The organism is Bacillus sp. DWP3-1 (assembly GCF_049896565.1).
Taxonomy (GTDB): Bacteria; Bacillota; Bacilli; order Bacillales; family Bacillaceae; genus Bacillus.
In genome coordinates this window covers 163,489-186,660 of the sequence record NZ_JAFCUN010000003.1, presented here as the reverse complement: position 1 = coordinate 186,660, position 23,172 = coordinate 163,489, and the positions used below count along the sequence as shown (strand labels likewise).

Annotated in this window: 24 protein-coding genes and 1 other RNA gene; 3 read left to right on the top strand and 22 right to left on the bottom strand. The window is 41.2% G+C overall.

The genetic code is table 11. The features are described 5' to 3' along the window. Positions 1–7: 7 nt before the first annotated feature. The 19 genes from ACP7A0_RS08595 to ACP7A0_RS08505 form a co-directional block, all read right to left on the bottom strand. Positions 8–940 carry a response regulator gene (locus ACP7A0_RS08595; RefSeq protein WP_034659991.1) on the bottom strand — a complete coding sequence of 311 codons (933 nt, stop codon included), beginning with the start codon at positions 938–940 and terminating at the stop codon, positions 8–10. Then, on the bottom strand, positions 937–2,253 hold the full coding sequence (locus ACP7A0_RS08590; RefSeq protein ID WP_095285779.1) for a sensor histidine kinase: 1,317 nt from the start codon (positions 2,251–2,253) through the stop codon (positions 937–939). The genes ACP7A0_RS08595 and ACP7A0_RS08590 overlap by 4 nt, the downstream gene beginning before the upstream one ends. A 116-nt stretch (positions 2,254–2,369) precedes the next feature. After that, positions 2,370–3,815 carry an aspartate ammonia-lyase gene (gene aspA / locus ACP7A0_RS08585; RefSeq protein ID WP_426004850.1) on the bottom strand — a complete coding sequence of 482 codons (1,446 nt, stop codon included), beginning with the start codon at positions 3,813–3,815 and terminating at the stop codon, positions 2,370–2,372. 16 nt (positions 3,816–3,831) lie between these two features. After that, complete coding sequence (locus ACP7A0_RS08580; RefSeq protein WP_003213370.1) at positions 3,832–5,109, bottom strand: cation:dicarboxylate symporter family transporter; 1,278 nt, start codon at positions 5,107–5,109, stop codon at positions 3,832–3,834. A gap of 175 nt (positions 5,110–5,284) precedes the next feature. After that, complete coding sequence (locus ACP7A0_RS08575; protein WP_262417031.1) at positions 5,285–5,419, bottom strand: hypothetical protein; 135 nt, start codon at positions 5,417–5,419, stop codon at positions 5,285–5,287. Continuing rightward, the gene (locus ACP7A0_RS08570) at positions 5,416–7,851 is read right to left on the bottom strand and encodes a heavy metal translocating P-type ATPase (protein ID WP_034659996.1); all 2,436 of its coding nucleotides are present in this window, start codon (positions 7,849–7,851) and stop codon (positions 5,416–5,418) included. The genes ACP7A0_RS08575 and ACP7A0_RS08570 overlap by 4 nt, the downstream gene beginning before the upstream one ends. Before the next feature lie 81 nt (positions 7,852–7,932). Next, a complete protein-coding gene (gene copZ / locus ACP7A0_RS08565) occupies positions 7,933–8,139 on the bottom strand; it encodes a copper chaperone CopZ (RefSeq protein WP_095285778.1) in 207 nt (68 codons plus the stop codon). An 84-nt stretch (positions 8,140–8,223) separates the two neighbouring features. Next, positions 8,224–8,529 carry a metal-sensing transcriptional repressor gene (locus ACP7A0_RS08560; protein WP_034659999.1) on the bottom strand — a complete coding sequence of 102 codons (306 nt, stop codon included), beginning with the start codon at positions 8,527–8,529 and terminating at the stop codon, positions 8,224–8,226. 101 nt (positions 8,530–8,630) lie between these two features. After that, a complete protein-coding gene (locus ACP7A0_RS08555) occupies positions 8,631–9,086 on the bottom strand; it encodes a DUF6376 family protein (RefSeq protein ID WP_034660001.1) in 456 nt (151 codons plus the stop codon). Positions 9,087–9,340: 254 nt separating this feature from the next. After that, positions 9,341–10,951 carry a histidine kinase N-terminal 7TM domain-containing diguanylate cyclase gene (locus tag ACP7A0_RS08550; RefSeq protein ID WP_034660002.1) on the bottom strand — a complete coding sequence of 537 codons (1,611 nt, stop codon included), beginning with the start codon at positions 10,949–10,951 and terminating at the stop codon, positions 9,341–9,343. Between the two features lie 1,113 nt (positions 10,952–12,064). Beyond that, on the bottom strand, positions 12,065–12,985 hold the full coding sequence (locus ACP7A0_RS08545; protein ID WP_034660005.1) for a terpene synthase family protein: 921 nt from the start codon (positions 12,983–12,985) through the stop codon (positions 12,065–12,067). 256 nt (positions 12,986–13,241) lie between these two features. Beyond that, the gene (locus ACP7A0_RS08540; protein WP_080869546.1) at positions 13,242–13,421 is read right to left on the bottom strand and encodes a tryptophan RNA-binding attenuation protein; all 180 of its coding nucleotides are present in this window, start codon (positions 13,419–13,421) and stop codon (positions 13,242–13,244) included. 519 nt (positions 13,422–13,940) lie between these two features. Then, positions 13,941–14,303: a transfer-messenger RNA gene (gene ssrA, locus ACP7A0_RS08535) on the bottom strand. A gap of 176 nt (positions 14,304–14,479) precedes the next feature. Beyond that, positions 14,480–14,950, bottom strand: a complete 471-nt coding sequence (gene smpB / locus ACP7A0_RS08530; RefSeq protein WP_060597311.1) for an SsrA-binding protein SmpB — start codon at positions 14,948–14,950, stop codon at positions 14,480–14,482. Between the two features lie 139 nt (positions 14,951–15,089). Then, positions 15,090–17,432 (bottom strand): ribonuclease R, encoded by a 2,343-nt coding sequence (gene rnr, locus ACP7A0_RS08525; RefSeq protein WP_095285776.1) that lies wholly within the window; start codon positions 17,430–17,432, stop codon positions 15,090–15,092. Positions 17,433–17,451: 19 nt separating this feature from the next. After that, positions 17,452–18,198: an alpha/beta hydrolase gene (locus tag ACP7A0_RS08520; protein ID WP_034660008.1), complete on the bottom strand. Its 747-nt coding sequence runs from the start codon at positions 18,196–18,198 to the stop codon at positions 17,452–17,454. A 124-nt stretch (positions 18,199–18,322) separates the two neighbouring features. Next, positions 18,323–18,556: a preprotein translocase subunit SecG gene (secG, locus tag ACP7A0_RS08515; RefSeq protein ID WP_003212746.1), complete on the bottom strand. Its 234-nt coding sequence runs from the start codon at positions 18,554–18,556 to the stop codon at positions 18,323–18,325. A gap of 186 nt (positions 18,557–18,742) precedes the next feature. Then, complete coding sequence (locus tag ACP7A0_RS08510) at positions 18,743–19,033, bottom strand: AbrB/MazE/SpoVT family DNA-binding domain-containing protein (RefSeq protein WP_003213714.1); 291 nt, start codon at positions 19,031–19,033, stop codon at positions 18,743–18,745. Between the two features lie 26 nt (positions 19,034–19,059). Further along, the gene (locus tag ACP7A0_RS08505; RefSeq protein ID WP_024426059.1) at positions 19,060–19,293 is read right to left on the bottom strand and encodes a helix-turn-helix domain-containing protein; all 234 of its coding nucleotides are present in this window, start codon (positions 19,291–19,293) and stop codon (positions 19,060–19,062) included. Between the two features lie 152 nt (positions 19,294–19,445). Here ACP7A0_RS08505 and ACP7A0_RS08500 point away from each other — a divergent pair, with 152 nt between their 5' ends. The 3 genes from ACP7A0_RS08500 (at position 19,446) to ACP7A0_RS08490 (ending at position 20,785) form a co-directional block, all read left to right on the top strand. Next, the gene (locus ACP7A0_RS08500; protein WP_034660010.1) at positions 19,446–19,850 is read left to right on the top strand and encodes a helix-turn-helix domain-containing protein; all 405 of its coding nucleotides are present in this window, start codon (positions 19,446–19,448) and stop codon (positions 19,848–19,850) included. Positions 19,851–19,980: 130 nt separating this feature from the next. Then, positions 19,981–20,382 (top strand): helix-turn-helix domain-containing protein, encoded by a 402-nt coding sequence (locus tag ACP7A0_RS08495; protein ID WP_106036510.1) that lies wholly within the window; start codon positions 19,981–19,983, stop codon positions 20,380–20,382. An 82-nt stretch (positions 20,383–20,464) separates the two neighbouring features. Next, positions 20,465–20,785, top strand: coding sequence for a winged helix-turn-helix transcriptional regulator (locus ACP7A0_RS08490; RefSeq protein WP_375566349.1), 321 nt, complete (start codon positions 20,465–20,467; stop codon positions 20,783–20,785). A gap of 81 nt (positions 20,786–20,866) precedes the next feature. On the opposite strand, the gene ACP7A0_RS08485 is transcribed toward ACP7A0_RS08490, so the two are convergent. Genes ACP7A0_RS08485 through ACP7A0_RS08475 form a run of 3 tightly spaced genes read right to left on the bottom strand, consistent with a single transcriptional unit; the run spans position 20,867 to position 23,162 of the window. Further along, the gene (locus ACP7A0_RS08485; RefSeq protein WP_034660014.1) at positions 20,867–21,556 is read right to left on the bottom strand and encodes an ABC transporter permease; all 690 of its coding nucleotides are present in this window, start codon (positions 21,554–21,556) and stop codon (positions 20,867–20,869) included. 21 nt (positions 21,557–21,577) lie between these two features. Further along, entirely contained in the window at positions 21,578–22,495 is a 918-nt protein-coding gene (locus tag ACP7A0_RS08480; RefSeq protein WP_034660015.1) for an osmoprotectant ABC transporter substrate-binding protein, read from the bottom strand. Positions 22,496–22,508: 13 nt separating this feature from the next. Further along, positions 22,509–23,162 (bottom strand): ABC transporter permease, encoded by a 654-nt coding sequence (locus ACP7A0_RS08475; RefSeq protein ID WP_003213477.1) that lies wholly within the window; start codon positions 23,160–23,162, stop codon positions 22,509–22,511. Between the last annotated feature and the right edge of the window lie 10 nt (positions 23,163–23,172).

The window sequence follows — 23,172 nt, the reverse complement described above, 5'->3', positions numbered from 1 at the left end:
TCTTTTTTTAATCTTCCATAAAAATACGTTTTGCTTCGTAGTAGAGCACCTGCACAAATTTCTTCACATTGATACGGGTGTGTTCTTCTCTCCCGCTCGTCTCTTTTGTTAATTCACTCATTTTCTTTCGCACGATGGTGAAATCAAAGAATTTAGATGCATAATTTTCAAAGGTCGGATGAGAAAAATCAGTTAACCCAAGTGATGCGATGTGTTTCAAAGATTGGTTGATCGCACGTCTTACCCGCTGTTCCGCTGCCTTCGCTTCTCTTGCAATGTCTGCTGATGTGTACGGCTCATTTAATTTATCCTCCGTGATTCCGGTAAAAATGACCTTTAAAGAAGGAAAAGAATCGTGATGATCGGTATGCAGCGCTACATACTGATCTGTGAAGAGAATCATATCTAATAAATCTTTAGACCCCTTCTCACCCACAATCCCAAGCTCTGCCAGCAAGAACTGACCTGCCTCTGCAAGACTTTTCCCCCGCTGCTTCGTTTTCGTCTGACCGCGCTGCTGAAACTGCATGACGGATTTGAGTGAGTGCTGAATGTTTTCAATTGAATGCTCTAAATGAAGACGTTCAATCATGAGATGGAGCACACTTAAGACCTCTACACGATTGATTGGCTTTGTCACATAATACTCAACACCAAGCGTATACGCCTGGCCGATTAATTCCTTTGTTTCTACCTGCGACAGCATTAAGTATTTCCCATGAAACTCATCCTTAATGGCTCGAATCGTTTCAAGACCGTCTCTTTCCGGCATCAATAGATCAATACATAAGATATCAATGTGCAAATCATTTAAGTAGCTTGCCGTTAACTCTGCGCCATCCTCTGCTTCCCCTGCGACAATGCCAAGCTCTTCATCTTCAATGAGCTGAGCCAGTGAAGAACGCACGGCTTCATCATCATCAACAATAAAAAATCTCATCTCCCAATCCCCTCTTTCCTACTGACTTGATCCACTGGTATCGTTAACGTGAAAATCGTTTGTTTATTTGGGATACTCTTCATCTCAACACTTCCGCCAAGCTTCTCCGCTGTATCCTTCACATAGGAAAGCCCGATACCGCTTGATGGATTCCCAGCCTGGTCGTATTTTAAAGTAAAACCGGGTTTAAAAATAACATGATGATTACGCTCTTTAATGCCAGGCCCGTTGTCACTGATTTGAAAGATCACCTGGTTCTCTTTCTGTGAAATAGAGAGTGACACCTCTCCATCCACTGGAATGGCTTCGACAGCATTGGAAACAATATTATTTAACAAAGATAGAATGGTATACACGTGATAGGCGGGATGCTGCCCATCTTCATCATAATGAAAGACAATGTTTTTTTTAAGAGATTCTGCGTAATTTTCATGGATACGAATCACAAGCCCAGCAATATGGGCAGGACTTGCATAAGCCTGGAAATTTTCTTCATGAATCAGCTTTGATAATGCAGAAAAAATCCGCTGGTTATCCTTTTTGATCTCATGTACCTCTCCTGCAATTTGCAGGGCTGTTTTTCCGAGCTTTTTCAAATCCAATGACTCCGCATCGTTTGCGTGGTGCAGGGATTGATACAATTGATAGGATGTCGCTGTAATGTGCTCAGCATGTGCAAGTGTTTTATGAAAGTATGTAGATTCCGTGTAAAGGTTAGACAGAAGCATCAGCAGATGTTCCTTTTCCTTTTTCATCTGACGCTCTCTCGCCTGCTCTTCATATAATCGAATCATTGTATAACAAGCCAACACGAAAAAGCTTCTAAAAATCGCCAAAACAAATAGTTGAAACAGCGTCCGCATCGTTAAGATTTCATCAATGGTGCCACGAAGTGCAATCATTTCAACAACGCTCGCACACAGTTCCATGATGATGCCTGTCGCACCAATCAGCCAAGGCTGATCGCGGAAACGTCTGACCTGTAATAAATAAAAGAGCGTGCCATAGACGACATAATAAAGAAGGGAAGGAAATCTTAATGAAACCGCCTCTTCCAGCGGAAGATGACCTGTGACGGCTGTATCAAGAAGCACGCGAAACGCAAAAACAGATACCCCTGCAATAATACCGCTTGCCCATGCCGGGAATTTTTTCATTTGAAGCAGGATAAAGAAAAAGACAACGGTTCCAAAACTGACCCGAAAGCTGTCCTCAAATGGATAAAATTTGAACTCTCCGCCAATCGGTGTCAGTACAATGAGCAACACAATTAAATAAGGCTCTGTATTCAGCCATTTTTTCAGTAGATTCAAACGCAGTCACATCCCTAATAATTGACGATAGTATACTATGTGAGCTTGAGAAAAACAAACATCCATGAAAAAGCGCACACCGGAACTTTGTCGGTGTGCGCTTCTCATGATGCCGCTTAATCTTCTAAACGATCCTTTTCTAAAAGTGATGCGCCAGCAATACCTGGTTTGGTCATTTCAAAAGGATTCAAGATGACGTCAAGCTCTTCTTCTGTTAACACATCATTTTGCAGACAAAGCTCACGTACAGATGCGCCTGTAAGAATCGCTTCTCTTGCAATTCGTGCAGCAGCTTCATAACCAATATGCGGATTCACCGCTGTCATGACACCAGCACTTTTTTCTACATATTCTTTTAATCTCGTTTCATCTGCTTTTAGATCACGCAGGCAGTTGTCCATGAAGGACTCAAACACATTTTTCATCATGCTGAGAGATTGTAGTAAGTTGAATATTAAAACTGGTTCCATGACGTTCAGTTCAAGCTGACCAGCCTCTGATGCAAGACAGATCGTGTGGTCATTTCCGATGACTTGGAATGCCACTTGGTTCATGACCTCAGGCATCACTGGGTTGACTTTCCCTGGCATGATGGATGAACCTGGCTGTCTCGGCGGCAAGTGAAGCTCACCAAAACCTGCTCTTGGCCCTGAAGCCATCAAACGAATATCGTTCGCCATTTTGGACATATTCATCATACATACTTTAAGTGCAGCAGATACTTCTGTATAAGCATCCGTATTTTGCGTGGCATCCACTAAGTCTTCAGCTCCAACTAACGGTAATCCGCTAATGTCAGATAGATAGCCTACCACCTGACGAATATATTTAGGATCAGCATTCAATCCAGTTCCGACTGCTGTTGCTCCCATATTGACTTCATATAAATGCTGTCTAGACTGCTTGATACGTTTAATATCACGAGCAAGAACCTTTGCATAAGCACTAAACTCCTGACCAAGTCTGATTGGAACAGCGTCCTGAAGATGCGTACGTCCCATTTTGATCACATGATCGAATTCCTGCGCTTTTTCCGTCATGACTTGATGCATGTTTTCCATCGTATAAAGTAGTTTTTCAATCATATTCAATGTTGAAATATGAATCGCTGTTGGGAAAACGTCGTTTGTTGACTGCGACATGTTCACATGCGTGTTTGGACTTAGCTCAGTATAAGCGCCTTTTTCCTTTCCTAGTAGTTCAAGCGCTCTATTTGCAATGACTTCATTGGCATTCATATTCATTGAAGTGCCAGCCCCGCCTTGAATTGGATCGACAATAAATTGATTGTTCCATTTTCCTTCAATAACCTCATCTGCGGCTTGAACAATTTTTTCCCCAAGACCAGAATATAGTCGCTTTGTATCCATATTTGCAAGTGCGGCTGCCTTTTTGACAATCCCTAATGCTTTGATGAGTTCCTCATGAACATGGTAGCCAGTAATTGGAAAGTTCTCTACTGCACGTAATGTTTGAATTCCATAATACGCTTGAGTGTCTACTTCCTTTTCACCTAGAAAGTCTCGTTCGATTCGAACTTGCTTGTCCTGTAGCTTCGTCATTTGAAAAGATCTCCTTTTACGCTGCTTTTGTTTGTTGTTTTAATTCCTCAATATACTTCTTCGATTTCTCTTGATCAAAAACTTTTTCCCACTTAGACATGACAATGGCGGCAAGTGAGTTACCAAATACGTTAACAGTTGTACGAACCATGTCAAGTATACGGTCGATCCCAACGATGAAGGCAAGTCCTTCAAGCGGCAGTCCCATTGCACCAAGTGTTGTGATGACAACAACGATTGATGCACCTGGTACACCAGCCATTCCTTTAGATGTCAGCATCAAGATTAATAGTAACGTAATTTGCTCATAGATGGAAAGCGGCATGCCGTACATTTGTGCAACAAATATGGCGGCAATGGATTGATAGATGGCACTTCCATCTAGGTTAAAGGTGTAGCCTGTTGGGATAACGAACGACGTGATCGCTTTCGGGCAGCCGAACTTCTCCATTTTATCCATAAGTCTAGGCAGTACAGCTTCTGAACTTGCTGTTGAGAATGCAAGAATGATTTCTTCTTTTAGCACTCTAAATAGTGTAAAGACGCTTGTTCCAGCTAATTTTGCGATAATGCCAAGTACGACAATAACGAAGAATGCCATTGTACCGTAAACGACAAGTACCAGTTTACCTAGCGGGAGAAGCGCTCCGACCCCGAATTTGATCACCGTCACACTGATGAGCGCGAATACACCAAATGGTGCAAACTTCATCACTTTATTGGTCACCCAGAACATGGCTTCGAGTATACCCTCAAAGAATCCTAATACTGGTTTCCCTTTGTCTCCTACTGCCGCAATTCCTAATCCGAATAAGACTGTAAAGAAGATCGTTGGTAATAGATCACCTTCTGCAATGGATTGGAAAACGTTTGTTGGCACTAGATGCACAATGGTTTCAGAGAAACTCGCTTTTTCGGAAGAAGCTTTCGATGTCTCTTCATATTTAGAGATATCGCCTTTTTCCATGTTGCTCATGTCAATTCCTGTACCAGGATGGAAGACGTTTGCTGCAAGCAGTCCCACTGCTAATGCAATCGTTGTCACAATTTCGAAGTAAAGAATGGTTTTTCCGCCGAGTCTTCCGATGGTTTTCATATCCCCTACACCAGCTACTGCTACAATCAACGCAGCAATAACAATTGGAAGAACGATCATTTTAATTAAATGGATGAATATATCGCCAATCGGCGTTAACACATTAATAACGGTTTCATTTTGATAAAACAGCGCTCCCACGATAACACCCAGAACAAGTGCAATGAGTATTTGAGAAGCTAACCCTAACTTTTTCATACGTGAACCCCCTTTTTTTGATAACGCTTTCTTTGTTGCTTAATCGCATCTTAACGATGAACCTACAAAAAACGACAAAAAGGAACAAAAAGAAGTGAATTTTTTATGAAAAATCTTTTAAAAGGTGGGTTTTTCCACAAAATTGTTAAAAAAAGACTTCGCTTTTGGCGAAGTCTCAATGATCTTGCATATGTTCACTTGGCGGTTCTTGCTTTGGATAAAATTCATCATACATAGCATATCCAATAAGAACAAGAGCAACATAGAACAATGCACTAATCGTCCAAATCCATTTGACATTCAGCTTCATTGTGCCACTCCCTCTCTAACCGGTTTCAAACGCTGCAATCTGAGCGCATTCAATACAACCGACACGGAGCTAAAGGCCATTGCTGCTCCTGCAAGCCATGGCGCAAGAAGACCAAAAGCAGCTATCGGTATCCCAATGCAGTTATAAGCAAGCGCCCAAAATAGATTTTGCTTGATGTTTCTCATTGTTTTTTTACTAAATTCAAGCGCATCTGCAATGGCATGGAGGTCTCCTGTCATGAGCGTGATATCTGCTGCTTCCATGGCAACATCTGTCCCTGTTCCAACTGCCATCCCAATATTCGCTGTCGCAAGAGCCGGGGCATCATTGATGCCATCTCCGACCATGGCGACTTTCTTTCCTTGTTCCTGAAGCGCCGCAATGTGAGCAGCCTTTTCCTCAGGCAGGACTTCCGCAATGACATGATCAATGCCCGCCTGTTTCGCAATCGCGTCTGCCGTCAGCTTGTTATCACCTGTCATCATCACAACGTGAATCCCTTGCTCTTTCAGACGCTTGATAGCTTGAGGTGAGGATGATTTGATCGTATCTGCCACTGCGACAATGCCGGCGACTTCGCCGTCAATCGCGACAAGCATAGCTGTTTTCCCTTGCTGCTCCAGTAGTGTGACGGATGCTTCGACTTGATCATATGGGATATGATGTTTCTGTAATAGCTTACGCGTTCCAATCAAAAGCTTGTGTCCTGCGGCCTTTGCTTCAATTCCATGGCCTGGGTCTGCTTGGAAGGCTTCGATCTCGACCGCTTCAAGACCTTGTTCCTTCATTCCGTCTGTGATCGCTCTGGCAAGCGGGTGTTCCGACTGCTGTTCTGCCGATCCTGCTAGCTGAAGCAGCGTATCTTCTGTCCAATTGTCAGATACCATCACATCTGTCAGACTCGGCTCCCCTTTTGTCACAGTCCCTGTTTTATCTAAAACCACCGTGTCAAGTGATTGGGTCACTTCTAAATGCTCCCCGCCTTTAAACAAAATGCCTGATTCAGCTGCACGGCCGCTGCCAGCCATTATAGAGGTTGGTGTGGCAAGACCGAGCGCACACGGACATGCGATGACGATGACTGCGATAAACGTTTCAAGGGCTGACGTCACATTTCCTGGGTCAATAAGGAAAAACCATATCAGGAACGTGAGCACAGCAATTCCTACAACGATAGGAACAAATATCCCTGATATTTGATCTGCCATCCTTTGAATCGGTGCTTTTGAGCCCTGTGCTTGTTCTACGACTCTGATAATCTGTGAAAGGGCGGTCTCTTTCCCAACCTTTGTCGCTTTCACTTTCACAAACCCATTTTTATTGATGGTTGCCCCGATGACCGCATCACCAGCCGTTTTATCAACAGGCAGACTTTCTCCCGTAATCATGGACTCATCAATTGCGGTTGTTCCCTCCACGATCTCTCCATCTACCGGCACTTTCTCACCCGGTTTGACAAACACAAGATCATTCACTTTTACTTCGGAAATAGGCACGGTCATCTCTTTTCCATCTCGCTCGATGACCGCTTCTTTCGCTTGTAGGCCCATCAGCTTTTGAATCGCTTCTGATGATCTCCCTTTTGCTCTTGCTTCCATTAATTTTCCGAGCACGATCAACGTAATAAGCACAGCACTTGTTTCATAATAGAGGGCTGCCTCACGTGTGCCTTGAACCGCTGACTGAATGCTTTCGTATAAACTATAGAAAAACGCCGCTGATGTCCCAAGTGCGACAAGAACATCCATGTTGGCACTTTTATTACGTAAAGCTTTATATGCTCCTACATAGAAGGGCCAGCCGACAATGAACTGAACCGGCGCTGCTAAAGCCAGCTGAACCCATGGATTCATGAACGCTTCTGGCAGCCAAATAAAAGACGTGAAGGAAAAATGGCTGACCATTGCCCAAAGAAGCGGCAGTGACAGGATCATTGAAAATAAAAAGCGTGCCGTCTGCTTCTCTATTGCTGCTTGGCGATGATCTTTCTTTCCTTCTTCTGCTTCGTCTGCAGCTGGTTCAATTAAAGAATATCCAATGGACTGAACCGCCTCCTTTATATCACTTGTAGACGTTTGGCCAGGGTGATACGTGACCTGAAGTGTCTCAAGCGCAAAGTTCACAGATCCGTGATCAACACCATCCATCCGGTTAATTTTTTTCTCGATTCGGTTGGCACAAGCCGCACACGTCATTCCCTCTATATCAAACTCTGCTTGCTCCATCACCACACCGTAGCCAAAGGATTGAATTTTTTGCTTCAGATCATCTGGTGTTAGTTGTTCTGTTTCATACACAATATGAGATGTTTCCAGCGCCAAATTCACATTGGCATCCTCCACACCTTCCAGCCTGTTCAATCCCTTTTCGATGCGGCCTGCACAGGCAGCACAGGTCATCCCCGTAATTTGAAAGTCGATTTCCTTTTTCATTGATCTCACCTCTCCACATACTCCATAGGGGTATCTTTTTTTGAAAAAAATACGCGCTGACACATGCAGCACGTATATCATTTATACGACATCATATCCCTGTTCTTCAATCACATCAGAGATTCGGTGTAACGTGACTTGATCAGGATGAAATGAAACATCCACCTGTCCCTTGTCTAAATGGACTTTCACCGATTCAACACCTGTTAATTCTCCTACATTTCCTTCGACTGCTTTCACGCAATGTCCACAAGACATGCCCTGCACTTGAAGTGTTGCTTGTTCCACTTCTCATCGCCTCCTTCAATCATTTACTACAACTTACTATACCCTAGTAGGGTATCGATGTAAACATAAATAATTCTTAATGTGCTACGATTTTGCCAGTTTCGTAAAGACGTTCATTAACTCTTCAATGGCTTCATCCCCGTTGCCGCTCTTAATGGCATCCGCTACGCAGTGATGTGTATGCTTTTCCATCAATTGAAGACTAACTTTTTTCAAAGCCGCATTGACAGCGGAGATTTGATTGACAACATCTATACAGTAACGATCGTTTTCAATCATTTGCTGAATCCCGCGCACTTGTCCTTCCACTCGTTTCAACCGATTGATCAATTGATCTTTATCCTTCTCGGCTCTAGGCGAAGCCATATGTCTTTCTTCATGTTCTGTCATGTAATCACCTTTTTTCTAATAAGACTTGTTTTTATTTAAATTAAAGCATATCTTCACCGGAAAAGGCAAAGATATGCTGAACACACTCTCTAGTGTTTGCCTTAGTTTGTTAATTGTTCAATGTCCTGCAATAGATTGACGGACTGCTGAAGCTGCTTGATCAACCCTTGCTGGTCCTCAAGCATAGCAGCAACGTCGATGTTGTCCGCTTTCAATTGCTGTAAATACGTTTGAATTTCCTCTGACAGCACCTTATTTTTTTCAATGATCTGCACATGCAGGTCTTCTGCTATTTTTGGTGCTGTCAGTTCATTAAATTCTTGAATGTCTGCTTTCAATGATTCAAGCTGCTGGGTTAATTCTGCTTTTTTGGCGGCGTTTTTTACAGCTTCTTCTGCGAGCTGTGGAAAGTCCTCCGTAAATTGCTGAATGTCCGTCACATACTCATTTGCCTCTGTGACATATGTCGTTGTATCACTTACTTGGTCAAGCAAACCGGAGCATCCACTTAATACAAGCGTGCCCGAAAATAACAAAGAGATCACATATTTTTTCAAGATCGATCATCCTTTCATCTGCGGTATTGAAAACATCATTTGTCCCGCTCCCCCATCACACAGATGCAATAAGACCTTAAAAAAGCCAGACCTTTGCCTCATGTGTGATAGGCAAAGGTCTGGCTAACATGTTCATGCCGGAATGGCCGAGAAACAACGTGAGTTTCTGTAATGACGACCAAACCGTAAAAGCTACTCCCCTTTAGGAAACCGTTCAAATGTTATGTTTATCATATCGAATGTCAGGACAACAGTCAATGAGAAGCTGGCGGTAGATCATGCTCTTCATACAGCATATAGTCCGCTCCAGTTGACGCATAAATCCGGTTGCGCCCTTGGCGTTTTGACATATACAAGGCTTGGTCCGCTTCAAATAGAAGAGTTTCTAATACATTTGGATCATAAGCTGTATGAGCGATTCCAAAGCTCGCTGTCACTCGCACTTTTTCCTCATCAGTCTCAAAGAAACTCGTCTCAAACGAATGTCTCATTCGCTCCGCAATATGACATGCCTCTTCAAATGAATGATGCGGCAGACAAATAGCAAACTCTTCTCCGCCATATCGTCCGAATAAATCGTCCATCTGTAAATGCTGCTGACAAATGGTGACAACATGACGCAGCGCCTCGTCTCCAATATGATGTCCATGCGTGTCATTGATTTGTTTAAAGAAATCAATATCAAACAGCAAGATCGCCGTATCCTGCGCATCCTCTTCCAAGATCATCTGCGTTCGTTCAATAAAAGAAGAACGATTGAAGATATTCGTCAACCCATCAATATACGCACGACGCTCCAGCTCTTCCTGCAGCAAACGCTGCTCTGTTACATCACTGATCACAATTTGCCTGCCCTCGATCTCTCCTCTTCTATTAAATAACGATGAAGCGGTCAGGTGATAATAGCTGGACTGATCTTCTTCCTTTTTCCACATTAAATCATATTGCGAATGATCCTGCGGAGAACGCAGCCACTGAATGAACGCGGTATCTTTGATGATCCCTGAGAAAATATCGTCAATTTTATAGCCAATGCCCTTTTTATTAGAAAGTGCTGGAATGATCGATGCAGCAGCGGGGTTGTAATCTATGAGTGTCCGGTATCGATCTAAAATGAGAACCCCTTCAGACATATGCTCAAACACACGCTCCATTGCAATGGGAGAGAGCTTAAAGAGCTGGAACGACATAATCGCCCATAAGTAGAGTGCATTGGTTAAAAACATCACCACAGGGACCGGGTCAATATGAAGAGGCGTAACGCCTAATAAATAGATAAAAGATGTCGTGATTGGCAGTAACATTCCCACTAGCAAAATGAGGATCTGCTTTAAATATTCTTTTTTTGTGACACGTAAAAACCAAACCAGCATAAAAATAGCGAGCATCGAACAGCCAAATGTATAGACGCCATGAATGATATACCAATAGCCAATCGTAAAATCAGCCAATAAAAAACCGTCTACTGGATTCATCGTGATGCTACGATAAAAGAGTGAATGAAAAGAGTTGGTGAACACCATAATGGTGGTGAGAGTTGGAATCAGTAAGATGAGAAGCACGCGGCGCTTTGTGAAATATTGATGGAATCCCGTAAATTGCAGCACAATCATCAGACTGAATGGTGCGATGAACGGAAGACCTATGTATTGAAAACAAACCCAGAACATGATCTGTCCAGGTGTACTTGCCAATAATTCAAACGTGTGCCCAAAGATATAAATCGCAGTTGCTCCAGACATGTACATAAACAATTGACAGCCAATATACCGGCGGCGGTTCGCATGAGCAATGATTGATAATATCACGGACAGAATGCCAGAAACACTCATGATCACAATAAAATGTAAAACAATCGAATCCATGTAAACGCCCCAATTTCAGTTATTTAGAACTAGTCTAATCTTACTATATATGAGGACGTCGCAAATGGGAAGGTGTGAATTTGATTTGGTTGGAGGTTTTTTGTAAAGTTTCGGTCGTTATCTGTTCGTGATCCCTTATATTTTCACTACTTTTTGCTTAATTTGAGGGAGAAGTATGTTGCGGTAGGTGAAATATCTGTACAATGTGGAAATCGGGGATCAATGACGAGGAGGCTTACAAAGTATATGACTTTTTTGATTATTATGGCGGGGCTATTTATGCTGATTCTCTTAGAGAAGCCATTTGAGAAGAGAAGTTCTGGGTTGATATTTTTGGTGAGTTATTTACTACTGATTGCAGTTTATGTGATTCAAACAACGTTTGTGGAACTCTTATCTAATCAGCTCTTACTCATTATTGCTATTATAGTTGTTTGTCCTTTGTTAATTCGATTTTTACAGTTGTTTCGGGGAACATAAGTTGACCAATACATTAAAAAAAGATGCTGGCTATCGGCATCTTTAAGTTTTCCGAGAAAATCTCGTCAGTCTTATTTTCTTCTTAATTCCATCCATTTTATAATAGAGAAATTTCTCGTTAAAGCAAGGTGTTGTTCTCATATTCCACTCTAGAAATCCTTCTCAACACAAAGCCGATTTTGTATTGCTAGATTATTCCGATTAATGGCTTGAAGAATAATTTCATTGAAAATGTCCTGGAAAATCGTTGTATCTTTAAATCGAGTAAGGCGATGCCAATTGATAAGGAACGGGGTCATTGATGCTCAAACCTAAAAACATCAATATTCTATGCTATGCCAATTGATCTAGTGGTAGAGGCCACGTTCTTTTAAACCGATTCACCCCAACTTAAAGAAATGCAAACAACATCAATAAATATCCACGACCCTGTTCCTTATCATGAAGCATTGGTTCTAAAACGTTTTCATATATTAGTCGTACAAAACCTCCCTCATATTAAACATAATATAACCTCTTTTTATAAAGCGGAGCCACATATATAATGAGGGGTAATAGTCATCATAAATATACAGTATATATTTTTATTTAATAGCACTATAAGGGTAGCAGTTATCATTTAAGAATAATAAATTAGAACCTTTTAGTCTTCATACTCCATTCATAATGTCCTCGAACACCATTCTCCAACCTAGATATGAATTTAATCATACCACTATCAAAAGGCTCATTACTGATAAAGACTTTATTTTTAAGTTCAATGAATGTATTAATTTCTATGTTTAACATTTCCTTTGCTCTATCTAAAGCTGTCTCTATTGAACAATTTTCTTGTTTTTGCAGAATGATAACCAAATTATGAATTTCATCATTCTCAAATTCTTTTTTAAAAGATAATAAATCATTTGTCCAATTTACTATTTTATTGATAGAGTTAATTAAATCTCTCAGTAAAATACTACGACTAGAAGCAGGAATAAAACTTCTACCTCCTCTTTCTATTAGATCAAAACAGACAAAAACACTTCCACTATGCATCCTATGATTGACGTACTCTTCTAGAGTTGGTATGCACTTTTCTTTTTCATTTTTAATTTCCCATTTAATAGAATTAAAACAATTTTGAATACTTTGAATAATTCTTTTTTTCCATTCATCAGGCATTCCTATACTAAGACGTTTCCACCAATCATGCCACGCATATAAAAAAGTATCATCATCATAAAATGCTCTTTCATTAAGAATTTCAATTATCTTTTTAGAATATATATCATATAACTTTTGATTGTTCAAATTGTCGCTATAATCATCCAATATACAAAACAATAAAAGATAATCAGAAGACAATCTTACACTGTCGTAAGAGTCATAAGGTTGAGAACGTCCTGCCAAGTATGAAATTTTTTGTCTTTCATATCTTTTTATGTTTGAATCATTCATTAAATTATTAATTTTAGCCCAATTAACTGTGTCTTCATGTACTTTTTTAACATAAGGATTGATAGAACTTTCGAAACATTCTTCTATTTTCGGTATGTTTTTTACTTCTAACATTTCGTCCTCCTAAAAATTATTTTCTTTTTTATGTATTTACCCTGTTTAAATTTTCAAAAAACGCAGTTAATAATCTTGTTTTTCTGTCTAAAAAAAGGTAAACAGAAAAATGCTTATCTCAACAGAATAATTAACAAAAAATACCATTTACCTGTTTCCGCAGGGTAAACTATAAAAAGAGACTTGAACAATATTCCATTATTAAACAAACAGTTGGTTCAACTTTGTTCTTGTCTTTGTACAGAATCTCTTTGAATTAATTGCGTATATGCTTCTTCATAAAATGAAGTAATGTTTGGCCTAAAGCAGTTAGGATAACACCTTTCCCATCACATTTTGGGCATATTTTTTCTTCGTTCTTAATAGAAATATGACTTGTCCCATTACAATTAGGACAAACATGCTCTAAATCGTCTGTTGATATAATGACTGACATCTCTTTCACCTCAACTTATAGAATAATGATGTTTCTTGGCCAAACCTTAAATCTAATAAGATCCATAAACATACATTTTGTTAAATAAAATTTCTATTTGGCAATAAAGATATCATATTATACATAATTAAAGTGCTCAATGTTTGAGTGACAAATTAATCTATTAAGGAGGCTTTAAGAGAGCTGCATTGTGCAAACCATTAATTGAGCGACCAACATAAAGCCCTGAACAATTAAGGAATCTCAATACACCACAATGATTAAGGATGTTTTTAGTGAAGTAATTAAATATTTATCATTTTTTGCTCCTCTATAAACTGCACCATTAGATTCTGCTCCGACATACGCTTCACAAAGTCTGTCAAATCAAGTGATGGATCTATTAAAGGGCATAAAAAAAGACGCTCAAAAAATAGCGCCTTTTAAAAATAATGATAGAGTTTTGGAACTTCTAAAATGATGCCAAACCCGTATCAAGGGCTTTCAAACCCTTGATACCCGACTGCATTCTAAAAGTTTTGATGGAGACGGTGGGAGTCGAACCCACGTCCAGAGACATCGATTACTTAAGCGTCTACGAGCGTAGTCAACATATTTCGTGTTCACTCATCCGCATGCCTGCTGACGGGCGCTTGGAGAGCTAGTCTGATGGATCTCTTCTTACGTCCTCAGACGGAAACGTAAGCGTAGCCTACTTCATTGGGCTCCTCACAGACACATAGGCGATGTCAGGAAGAGCTCGCTGCACTTATTAGGCAGCTAGTGCTAAGTTTTGGTTAAAACTTTTAGTTTTGCCAGTTACATTTAAGTGCGTGTTAACGAGATCGCCTCTCGGCTCGCAGCCTAAGCTCGAACCATCCCTGTCGAATCCGTAACGTCCCCTTGTAAAAGGGATATACGGGATGGAAACGTTCAGCTTAACTGCTTCCGTATATAACTATTATAACAATCTCTTCGCTTGAAACAACTGGTGGTTTCTGTAAGAAAAGCAATGATTGTTTACTGCATAACATATTGTAGCATAATGCTTCCGCTCTCAGCAAGACATCTGCATGAATCTAGAATTGCTTTTGGCGATCACGGAAAGCACGCTCGATTTCGCGTTTTGCATCTTTTTTCTTCAGATCGTCACGTTTATCATATTTCTTTTTCCCTTTACCAATTCCGATCAGCACTTTGGCAAAGCCATTTTTTAAATAGAGTTTCAGAGGCACGAGTGAGTAGCCCTCTTCCTTTGTCGCACCAATCAATTTACTGATTTGCTTGCGATGAAGCAGCAGCTTTCTCGTTCTCAGCGGATCATGGTTATAACGGTTCCCCTGCTCGTATGGGCTCACGTGCATGTTGTGAAGAAACACTTCTCCTCGCTCGATTTTGGCAAAGGAATCTTTTAAATTCACTTTTCCTGCACGAATCGATTTGATTTCAGTTCCTTGTAACACAAGGCCGGCTTCATACGTTTCTTCTATAAAATAGTCATGATTTGCTTTTTTGTTTTGGGAAACAACCTTTCCCTCTCCCTTTGGCATTGGCGTACACCCTCCTTTTGACACAAACACGGTCCAAATCGTACGGATTATTTTATCAAACAATCCAGCTTTCGACAATGCTCACGCCATATGGTCAAAAAGCAAATAGAGCGTGACGCCCTATTTGCTTTTTGGCACGTTACTTTTTCTTTTTGCGCTTTTGTTTTGGCGCGTTATCAAATACGCGTTTTTTCTTTTTTTTCTTCTTACTGCCTGTGAACCAGTCACTTCCGCCTTTATCTTCCTTTGGTTTATCCCCAGAGGCATTTTGACCTCCGCGTCCTTTTTTCGCTGGTGAATCTGTCCGTTTTTTGAACTTAAAATCTTTTGGCGATTTACGGCGGGTGCCTTTCATGCCAACGATTTCAAAATCAATGGAGTGCTCATCTTTATTAACACTAACCACTTTGACAGTGATTTCGTCACCGATGCGATATACATTTCCTGTGCGCTCACCGATCATGGCAAAATGCTGTTCATCAAAACGATAATAGTCGTCTGTCATGTAGCTGACATGGACAAGACCTTCAATTGTATTCGGCAGTTCAACAAATAGCCCAAAGTTCGTCACGGAACTAATCATGCCATCAAACTCTTCACCGATTTTATCAAGCATAAATTCTGCCTTCTTGAGGTCATCTGTTTCACGCTCTGCATCGACTGAACGGCGCTCCATAGTAGACGCATGATCTGCAATTTCAGGCAGCAGCTGGCCCCACTTTTCTAAGGTTGCTTCGTCTGTCTTTTTCTGAATCAAATAGGTTCTGATCAGTCTATGCACGATTAAATCCGGATAACGGCGGATCGGTGATGTAAAGTGCGTATAGAATTCCGTTGATAACCCAAAATGGCCGATGCTTTCTGGATCATACTTCGCCTGTTTCATCGAACGAAGCATCACGGTTTGTATCACAACTTCTTCTGGTTGATCCCTCACAGCATCAAGTACACTTTGAAGGGCACGCGGGTGGATGTTTGTCGACGTTCCTTTCACAATGTAACCAAACGTTGTCACGAACTCTAAAAAGCGCTGAAGCTTCTCAGGATTTGGTTCTTCGTGAATTCGATATATGAAAGGTACATTCAACCAGTGGAAATGCTCTGCAACCGTTTCGTTTGCAACAAGCATGAATTCTTCAATTAATTTCTCTGCGACAGATCGCTCACGAACGACAACGTCTTTCGCCGCTCCTTCATCATCTACAAGCACTTTTGCTTCCTTGAAGTCAAAGTCTACTGCCCCGCGCTCCATTCGTTTGTCGCGAAGAATCTCTGCAAGCTTCTCCATCTCTTGGAACATTGGCACAAGCGGCTCATATTTGTCTAAAAGCTCTTCGTCTTGGTCGACTAAAATCTTATTCACATCAGAATAGGTCATTCTTTCCGTCGTTTTGATCACACTTTGGAAAATCTCATGTTTGACGACCTTCCCATTTCGATCGATGACCATTTCACAAGACAGGGTGAGACGATCGACCTTCGGATTCAATGAGCAAATACCGTTTGACAGGCGGTGCGGGATCATCGGAATGACGCGGTCTACGAGATACACACTCGTTCCACGCTCATAAGCTTCCTGATCAATCGGGGAGTTCTCTGTGACATAATGAGAGACATCTGCAATATGCACCCCTAGCTTATATTTGCCATCATCCAGCTTTTGCACCGTAACGGCATCATCTAAGTCCTTCGCATCTGCTCCGTCAATTGTTACAATCGTTTCGTTGCGCAAGTCACGTCTGCCTTCCAGGTCTTTTTGATCAATCGTTTCAGGTGTGTCTACTGCCTGCTGAAGCGCTTCTTCTGGGAACTCACCTGGCAGGCCGTGTTTATGAATGATCGATAAAATATCAATGCCAGGGTCATTTTTATGACCGAGGATTTCAGTCACTTCGCCCTCTGCACTCATTCTTCCTTCTGGGTAGCTTGTCAGCGTCACGACCACTTTATGCCCTTCGACCGCTCCATTTTTAGCGGATTTCGGGATGAAGATATCGGTTGTGATTTTTTTATCATCAGGAATGACAAAGCCAAAGCTTTTCGTTTCTGTGTAGGTACCGACAACCGTCTGAGTATTACGCTCCAGAATTCGGATGACAGTTCCTTCTTTTTTTGTGCCGTTTGATTTGTGGCTGACACGAACCATGACCGTATCACCATTCATCGCTGTGCCTAGCTCATTAGGCGGAATGAAAATATCATCCTGTCCAAACTCTTCTGGTGTCACAAATGCAAAGCCTTTTGCATGAGCAGACAGCTTTCCTTTTACCAAGTTCATTTTTTCTGGTACACCGTAGCGATCGCTGCGCGTGCGAACGATGAGTCCTTGATCTTCCAGCATCACAAGTGCTTTGACGAGCTCTTTATAATCATCAGGATTGGTAATCTCCATCATCACTTCCAGCTCTTGAACGGTTAACGGTTTATAAGCTTCATCTTTCATAAAAGCGAGTAATTCATCCATAAATTCTTCTTTTTGCACACTCTAACCCCCTATATATTTAAATTGACCAATTAAGTGATTCTAAGAATGCATATACATCCTGATGAACCTTCTCGCGCTCTTTATCAAGCGTGATCACATGACCTGATTCTTCATACCATTTCAAATGCTTTTGATCTGTCTCTACTTCGTTATAAATGATATTCGCACTGTCTGTATTAATCATATGATCATGACGTGCCTGAACAACAAAAGTAGGTGAATAAATCATGTCGACATTGTTTCTGACATCTGCAATCAGTTCTTGCAGGCTCCTCAGTGTACCCATTGGCGTTTTCTTGAACTCTTCCATTTCCTGTTCAATCTGCTCCTCTGACTTACCCTCGAATTTCTTATAGTTACGGGCATATTCTAGTACACCCTGGTACATGACTTCTTCACTTTTTATGTACATAGGTGCACACATAGGTACAATTCCCTTTACAGGTACAGTGTAACCTAATTTCAATGAAAAAACTCCTCCGAGGGATAGTCCGCAAACCGCAATTTCCTCATAGCCTTCATCTTTTAAGAATTGATAGCCCTCTTCTACATCTTTCCACCAGTCAGCCGGGCCAGATTGGACAAGCTCTTCTGGCGGCACACCGTGGCCTTTATATTGAGGTGCATGGCATGTATACCCTCTTTCGTTCAAATAACGGCCTAGCATTCGAACATCGGCTGTATTCCCAGTAAAACCGTGAAGAAGAAGCACCGCCTTTTCTCCACCTTTAAACGTAAATGGTTTCGGTGTAACAACTTTCATGATGTGACTTCCTTTCCTTCTGATATGGTTTATATTTTCCACTTGTATGTATGAAACAAACACAAAAGAGTGCTGATAATAAAAAAAGGTCTGAAAAAAGATCAGACCTTCTGTTACTCGCGCCTTACACGCCTAGATATGCCAATGCAAGTGTTAAGATGAAGAAAAGCACTGACAAAATAACCGTTAATCGGTGAAGTATCAAGTCAAGGCCTCTCGCTTTTTGCTTACCGAAAAGCTGCTCGGCTCCACCTGAAATAGCGCCTGACAGTCCAGCACTTTTACTTGATTGTAACAATACAACGATGATAAGTGCGATACTGACAATTACGAGTAATGTGATAACAAATGCGTGCATGAAAACACCTCCAGACAAACTGGTACACATAACTTTATTTTACATGAAAACAAGGTGCATGTCACGAAACATCAAAATAAAGATTCCCTCTATATTGTCGACTTTATTCGTTATTTTGATTCAATTTCATTCCAAAGAGTAGTATGCAGCATTTTTTATATGCAATTTTCGGTTAAAAACACGTTTTTAACGGGTTGCTTCTTCTTTCAATAGCTGTTTTAATTCTACTAACAAACGTTCAGCTCCTTCAGGACTCAGCATCACTTTCCCATTTCCATAGCTTTTGTTGTACTTCGTCACTTGTCCAGTTAACAGGCAGCTCTTATCTGCATCATATTTTTTTAGCATAATGGTTTGATCTTCAATGAAAATTTCTAACAGCTGCTCTTCTTTAATATTGAGTACCTTGCGCATTTCTGAAGGCAGAACAATTCTGCCTAGTGAATCAATATGTCTGACCATCCCAGTTCTTTTCAACGACATTGCCTCCTTGATCATTTCATTCATTGACTTTTGTCAATATCTTCATAGTAAAATAGATCTTCAAATTTTTTATCAAAGTAATGAATCATTTTGCCAATGACAAGCTGGCCTGGTTTCCGATGACCATTTAATACCCTGCTGAGTGTGGCAGGAGAAATGCCAATTTCATCAGCGAGCTGATTTAAAGACATATCGTTTTCGATCATATACTGCATGACAAAAGCCCGCCTGATCTGAATCTTTTCGACCATCATTACAACCTCCTATGGAATCAATATGTACAACGTGCAGGTGCTCACTTGAAACAGACCATTAACTTAAGTCAACACTTTTACCCCTCTGCTATTTCCTTTGGTCAATGATCATACTAAAATAAGTCATATACTGAAATGTGAGGTTCGATGTCATGAATCACTTTGGTGAACAATTACGCATTTTAAGAGAAAATAGAAAAATGTCTGTCAATCAACTCGCCATGTATTCAGGTGTAAGCGCTGCTGGAATTTCTCGTATTGAAAATGGAAAGCGCGGTGTGCCAAAACCTTTGACTATCAAAAAATTAGCACATGCCTTGAAGGTGCCTTATGAGGATTTAATGCTGCTTGCCGGTCATATTGAACAGGAGCAAGTTCATGAAATGAAACCAAAATATGAATCCATGTTGAAAATCTATCAAACGGCGCTTCAAAAGGATGTAGAACATCTTCCCATTTTTGATGGGGACAAATGGGAAAGGCTCTCCGCACAAGACATCAGCCAGCTGAATGAATACTTTCTCACGCTCATCAACCAAAAAAAGGCGAACAAATAGCGGGGCATAAACCTAATGTACATCCACTATTAACTAATGTCAATATTTTCATGGTATACTTGTTGCCAATAGTCAACAAATCAGGTAAAATAGACATATCTAATCTATAACCATGTGAGGTTTTGCCTTGATGAACTTTGGTGCATATTTAAGAGCATTACGTGAGGAAAAGAAGCTGTCAGTGAACCAATTAGCGATGTATTCAGAGGTCAGCGCTGCTGGTATTTCTCGTATTGAAAACGGGAAACGCGGTATTCCAAAGCCTCCTACGATTAAAAAACTAGCCGGTGCATTAAAGGTCCCTTATGAGGAAATGATGCAGGCTGCGGGCTATATTGAGGAAGCCTCTTCTGTCCATCAGTTGAAGGAAGAGGAAATAGCATTATCCAAAATAAAGGAAGCTGCAGCGCAATATGAACTTGGTGATCTCGAAATATTTGATGGAGATATTTGGTCAACTCTTTCGAAAAAAGAAATAGAGGATCTTAACCGCTATCTGTTATTTATGTTAAACAGCCGTTCGTCATCATAGAATGTTTTGAGCATTGACAAGCTTTTCGAGCTGATTTATGACAGATTTACGGTATAATGAGTTCAGATTGGAGTGAAGAAAGATGAATCAATCTGACATGTGCCCGCGGTTTGAAAAAGCAGTTGAGTTATTGAGTAAACGCTGGGTCGCACTGATTGTTTTTCAGCTTCTCTCAGGTCCGCAGCGCTTTAGTGAAATGGAGGCCGCTCTGACAAATTTAAGCGGAAGAGTATTATCTGAGAGATTAAAAGAGCTGGAAGCAGCAGGCATTGTAAAACGGGAGGTTTTTGCTGAAACACCCGTGCGCATTGAGTATTCTTTAACTGATATGGGGCGTTCCCTTGCACCCGTTTTTGAGGAAATTTCGAAGTGGTCCTCTGAATGGATCACGCTTGAATCATAAAATACCTGCATGTGAACCCGCCTGATCATCATAAAACAACCTCCCTTACAGATGTAAGGGAGGTTTTGTCTTTTTAACCGCTTAAGCAGATGTGATGTTTTTTGCAGCTAATGCTTTTCTTTCTTTTTTCTTGTTCGTTGGGCTTAAATAGCGTTCGAGCCAGCCCATGACTAGGTCAGCGATAATGGCCATGAGCGCAGTTGGAATAGCACCTGCTAAAATGATGGCTGTTCCGTTTGTGGCGTTTGATCCTCTGATGATGATATCACCTAGACCTCCCGCACCAACAAATGTCCCAATCGCTGTAATGCCGATGGCGATGACAAGGGCGGTTCTTAAACCAGCCATAATGACCGATAAAGCAAGCGGTAATTCAACCATTCTCAGCACTTGCCATTTCGTCATGCCCATCGCTTTACCCGATTCTAAATAAGCATGTTCAATGCTGACAATCCCTGTATACGTGTTGCGGATGATCGGCAGAAGCGAATACAAAAAGAGTGATAAGATGACTGTATTTGCGCCAAGTCCTAATACAAGCATCAGCACGGAAAGCATCGCTAACGCCGGTATGGTTTGTATAACATTGGTAATGGCGAAGATCCAATTGCTCAGCTTACGGTAATGCGCCACAAAGATGCCTACTGGAATTCCGACAATCGCCGCAAACAGCACCCCATACGCTGACATGAGAAAATGCCGATAAAATTCTTCTAACACATATGAACCGTTCTGCTGATAATACGTCCATAATTGCTGCAGTGTGTCCATCAGCCGTGACACCTCCCCATCTTACTCAAAGTAATTGTGCTTTTTTAGGAAATTTTTCGCAACGGTGGCTGGTTCTTGAAGCTCCCCGTCGACTTGATAGTTAAGCTCTTGCATTTGCTCTGTATCGATTTTTCCGATCAGCCTGTTGATCACCTTATCAAGCCCTGGGTTCTCTTTTAGGACTTTTTCCGGGACAACTGGCGATGCATCATATGGCGGGAAAAACCGCTTATCATCTTTTAAAATTTTGAGGTCATAGGCTTTAATTCGTCCATCTGTTGAATAGGCAAGCACAATATCCATTTTTTCATTTTTTAATGCATCATAGACTAAACCAATCTGCATTGGATACGTGCTTCCAAATTCAATTCCGTATGTTTTCACGAATCCTTCGTAACCGTCGCCTTTCTTTTTGAGCCAAATATTATCGACACCGAACCGGTAATTTTTCGCATTCTTTTTCAAGTCAGAGACGGTTTCTAACTTGTTTTCCTTCGCCATCTTTTGCGTCACGGCAAAGGCATACGTATTATCAAAGCCATAGGAATCAAACCATTTGTAATCATAGCGTTTCTTAAATTCTTTTTGGACGATCTCCATCGCACGCTCCGGGTCTTTTTCCGCATCCATTCCAAGCGTACTTGTCAAATCTGTCCCTGTATACCTTGTGGCAGAAATGTCGATATCTCCGTTTTCCATTGCTTTCTGCTGTACGGTATTAGAGCCTAGGTTTTTCACAATGGTTGTCTTTTTATCTGTGTAATGTTCGATGATATCGCTAACCATGTAGGCCATAATTTCTGATTCGGTAAAGTTTTGTGCTCCAATTCGCAGCGTATTGCCTGAGGAGCCGGCTAGTCCAGGAAGTGAACAGCCGCTTATCAATAGCAAGCATCCGGCAAGCAGTGCACTGATCCATCTTGTTTTTCGATTCTTCACATAAGCCAACTCCTTATGAAACTTCCTTCAATCCTTTTAAGCCTTCTGGTGTTACTTTTTTCTCCAGCTTCATCAATGTAAAGTCAATGATGACCGCTAAAATAGTGACTGGGATGGCACCCGCAATAATGTATTCCGGCTGATATAACTGAAGTCCAATTAAAATGTAGTCACCAAGACCTCCCCCACCGATAAAAGCAGCAAGTGTTGTCCAGCCGATTAAATAAATCGTTGACGTTCGGACGCCTGCCATAATGATCGGTACAGCAAGCGGGAGCTCAACAAGACGAATTTGCTCCCATGTGGTCATACCGATCCCTTTACCGGATTCAAGCAAGTTTTTGTTTACACCTTGGACGCCGGCATACGTATTTCTCAAAATAGGCAATACCGAATAGAAAAAGAGCGCAACGATTGCAGGTATTTTCCCCACCCCCAAAATAGGAATAAAAAATGCAAGAATCGCTAAACTAGGGAGTGTTTGAAAGATATTCACGACACCGATGACAAAACCTGCGCCTCGTTTCATTCGTGTGAGAACGACGCCTAAAGGAACGGCAACGATAATTCCTAGCACGACGGCAATTAAGGAAATATATAAATGCTCCCACATTTTTGTGAGGAGTTCCCCACCATTTTTCTCTAGAAAATCGATGATTTGATCCATGTGTCCACCT

What these genes read in the sequence shown, in the direction of transcription:
- aspA (WP_426004850.1), bottom strand. Translation starts at nt 3,815, where the DNA reads ATGACGAAGCTACAGGACAAGCAAGTTCGAATCGAACGAGACTTTCTA.
- ACP7A0_RS08485 (WP_034660014.1), bottom strand. Translation starts at nt 21,556, where the DNA reads ATGGACACACTGCAGCAATTATGGACGTATTATCAGCAGAACGGTTCA.
- ACP7A0_RS08550 (WP_034660002.1), bottom strand. Translation starts at nt 10,951, where the DNA reads ATGGATTCGATTGTTTTACATTTTATTGTGATCATGAGTGTTTCTGGC.
- ACP7A0_RS08500 (WP_034660010.1), top strand. Translation starts at nt 19,446, where the DNA reads ATGAATCACTTTGGTGAACAATTACGCATTTTAAGAGAAAATAGAAAA.
- ACP7A0_RS08475 (WP_003213477.1), bottom strand. Translation starts at nt 23,162, where the DNA reads ATGGATCAAATCATCGATTTTCTAGAGAAAAATGGTGGGGAACTCCTC.
- ACP7A0_RS08570 (WP_034659996.1), bottom strand. Translation starts at nt 7,851, where the DNA reads ATGAAAAAGGAAATCGACTTTCAAATTACGGGGATGACCTGTGCTGCC.
- smpB (WP_060597311.1), bottom strand. Translation starts at nt 14,950, where the DNA reads ATGCCAAAGGGAGAGGGAAAGGTTGTTTCCCAAAACAAAAAAGCAAAT.
- ACP7A0_RS08505 (WP_024426059.1), bottom strand. Translation starts at nt 19,293, where the DNA reads ATGATGGTCGAAAAGATTCAGATCAGGCGGGCTTTTGTCATGCAGTAT.
- ACP7A0_RS08495 (WP_106036510.1), top strand. Translation starts at nt 19,981, where the DNA reads ATGAACTTTGGTGCATATTTAAGAGCATTACGTGAGGAAAAGAAGCTG.
- ACP7A0_RS08580 (WP_003213370.1), bottom strand. Translation starts at nt 5,109, where the DNA reads ATGAAAAAGTTAGGGTTAGCTTCTCAAATACTCATTGCACTTGTTCTG.
- ACP7A0_RS08545 (WP_034660005.1), bottom strand. Translation starts at nt 12,985, where the DNA reads ATGTTAGAAGTAAAAAACATACCGAAAATAGAAGAATGTTTCGAAAGT.
- ACP7A0_RS08595 (WP_034659991.1), bottom strand. Translation starts at nt 940, where the DNA reads ATGAGATTTTTTATTGTTGATGATGATGAAGCCGTGCGTTCTTCACTG.
- ACP7A0_RS08540 (WP_080869546.1), bottom strand. Translation starts at nt 13,421, where the DNA reads ATGTCAGTCATTATATCAACAGACGATTTAGAGCATGTTTGTCCTAAT.
- ACP7A0_RS08575 (WP_262417031.1), bottom strand. Translation starts at nt 5,419, where the DNA reads ATGAAGCTGAATGTCAAATGGATTTGGACGATTAGTGCATTGTTCTAT.
- ACP7A0_RS08490 (WP_375566349.1), top strand. Translation starts at nt 20,465, where the DNA reads ATGAATCAATCTGACATGTGCCCGCGGTTTGAAAAAGCAGTTGAGTTA.
- ACP7A0_RS08520 (WP_034660008.1), bottom strand. Translation starts at nt 18,198, where the DNA reads ATGAAAGTTGTTACACCGAAACCATTTACGTTTAAAGGTGGAGAAAAG.
- secG (WP_003212746.1), bottom strand. Translation starts at nt 18,556, where the DNA reads ATGCACGCATTTGTTATCACATTACTCGTAATTGTCAGTATCGCACTT.
- ACP7A0_RS08560 (WP_034659999.1), bottom strand. Translation starts at nt 8,529, where the DNA reads ATGACAGAACATGAAGAAAGACATATGGCTTCGCCTAGAGCCGAGAAG.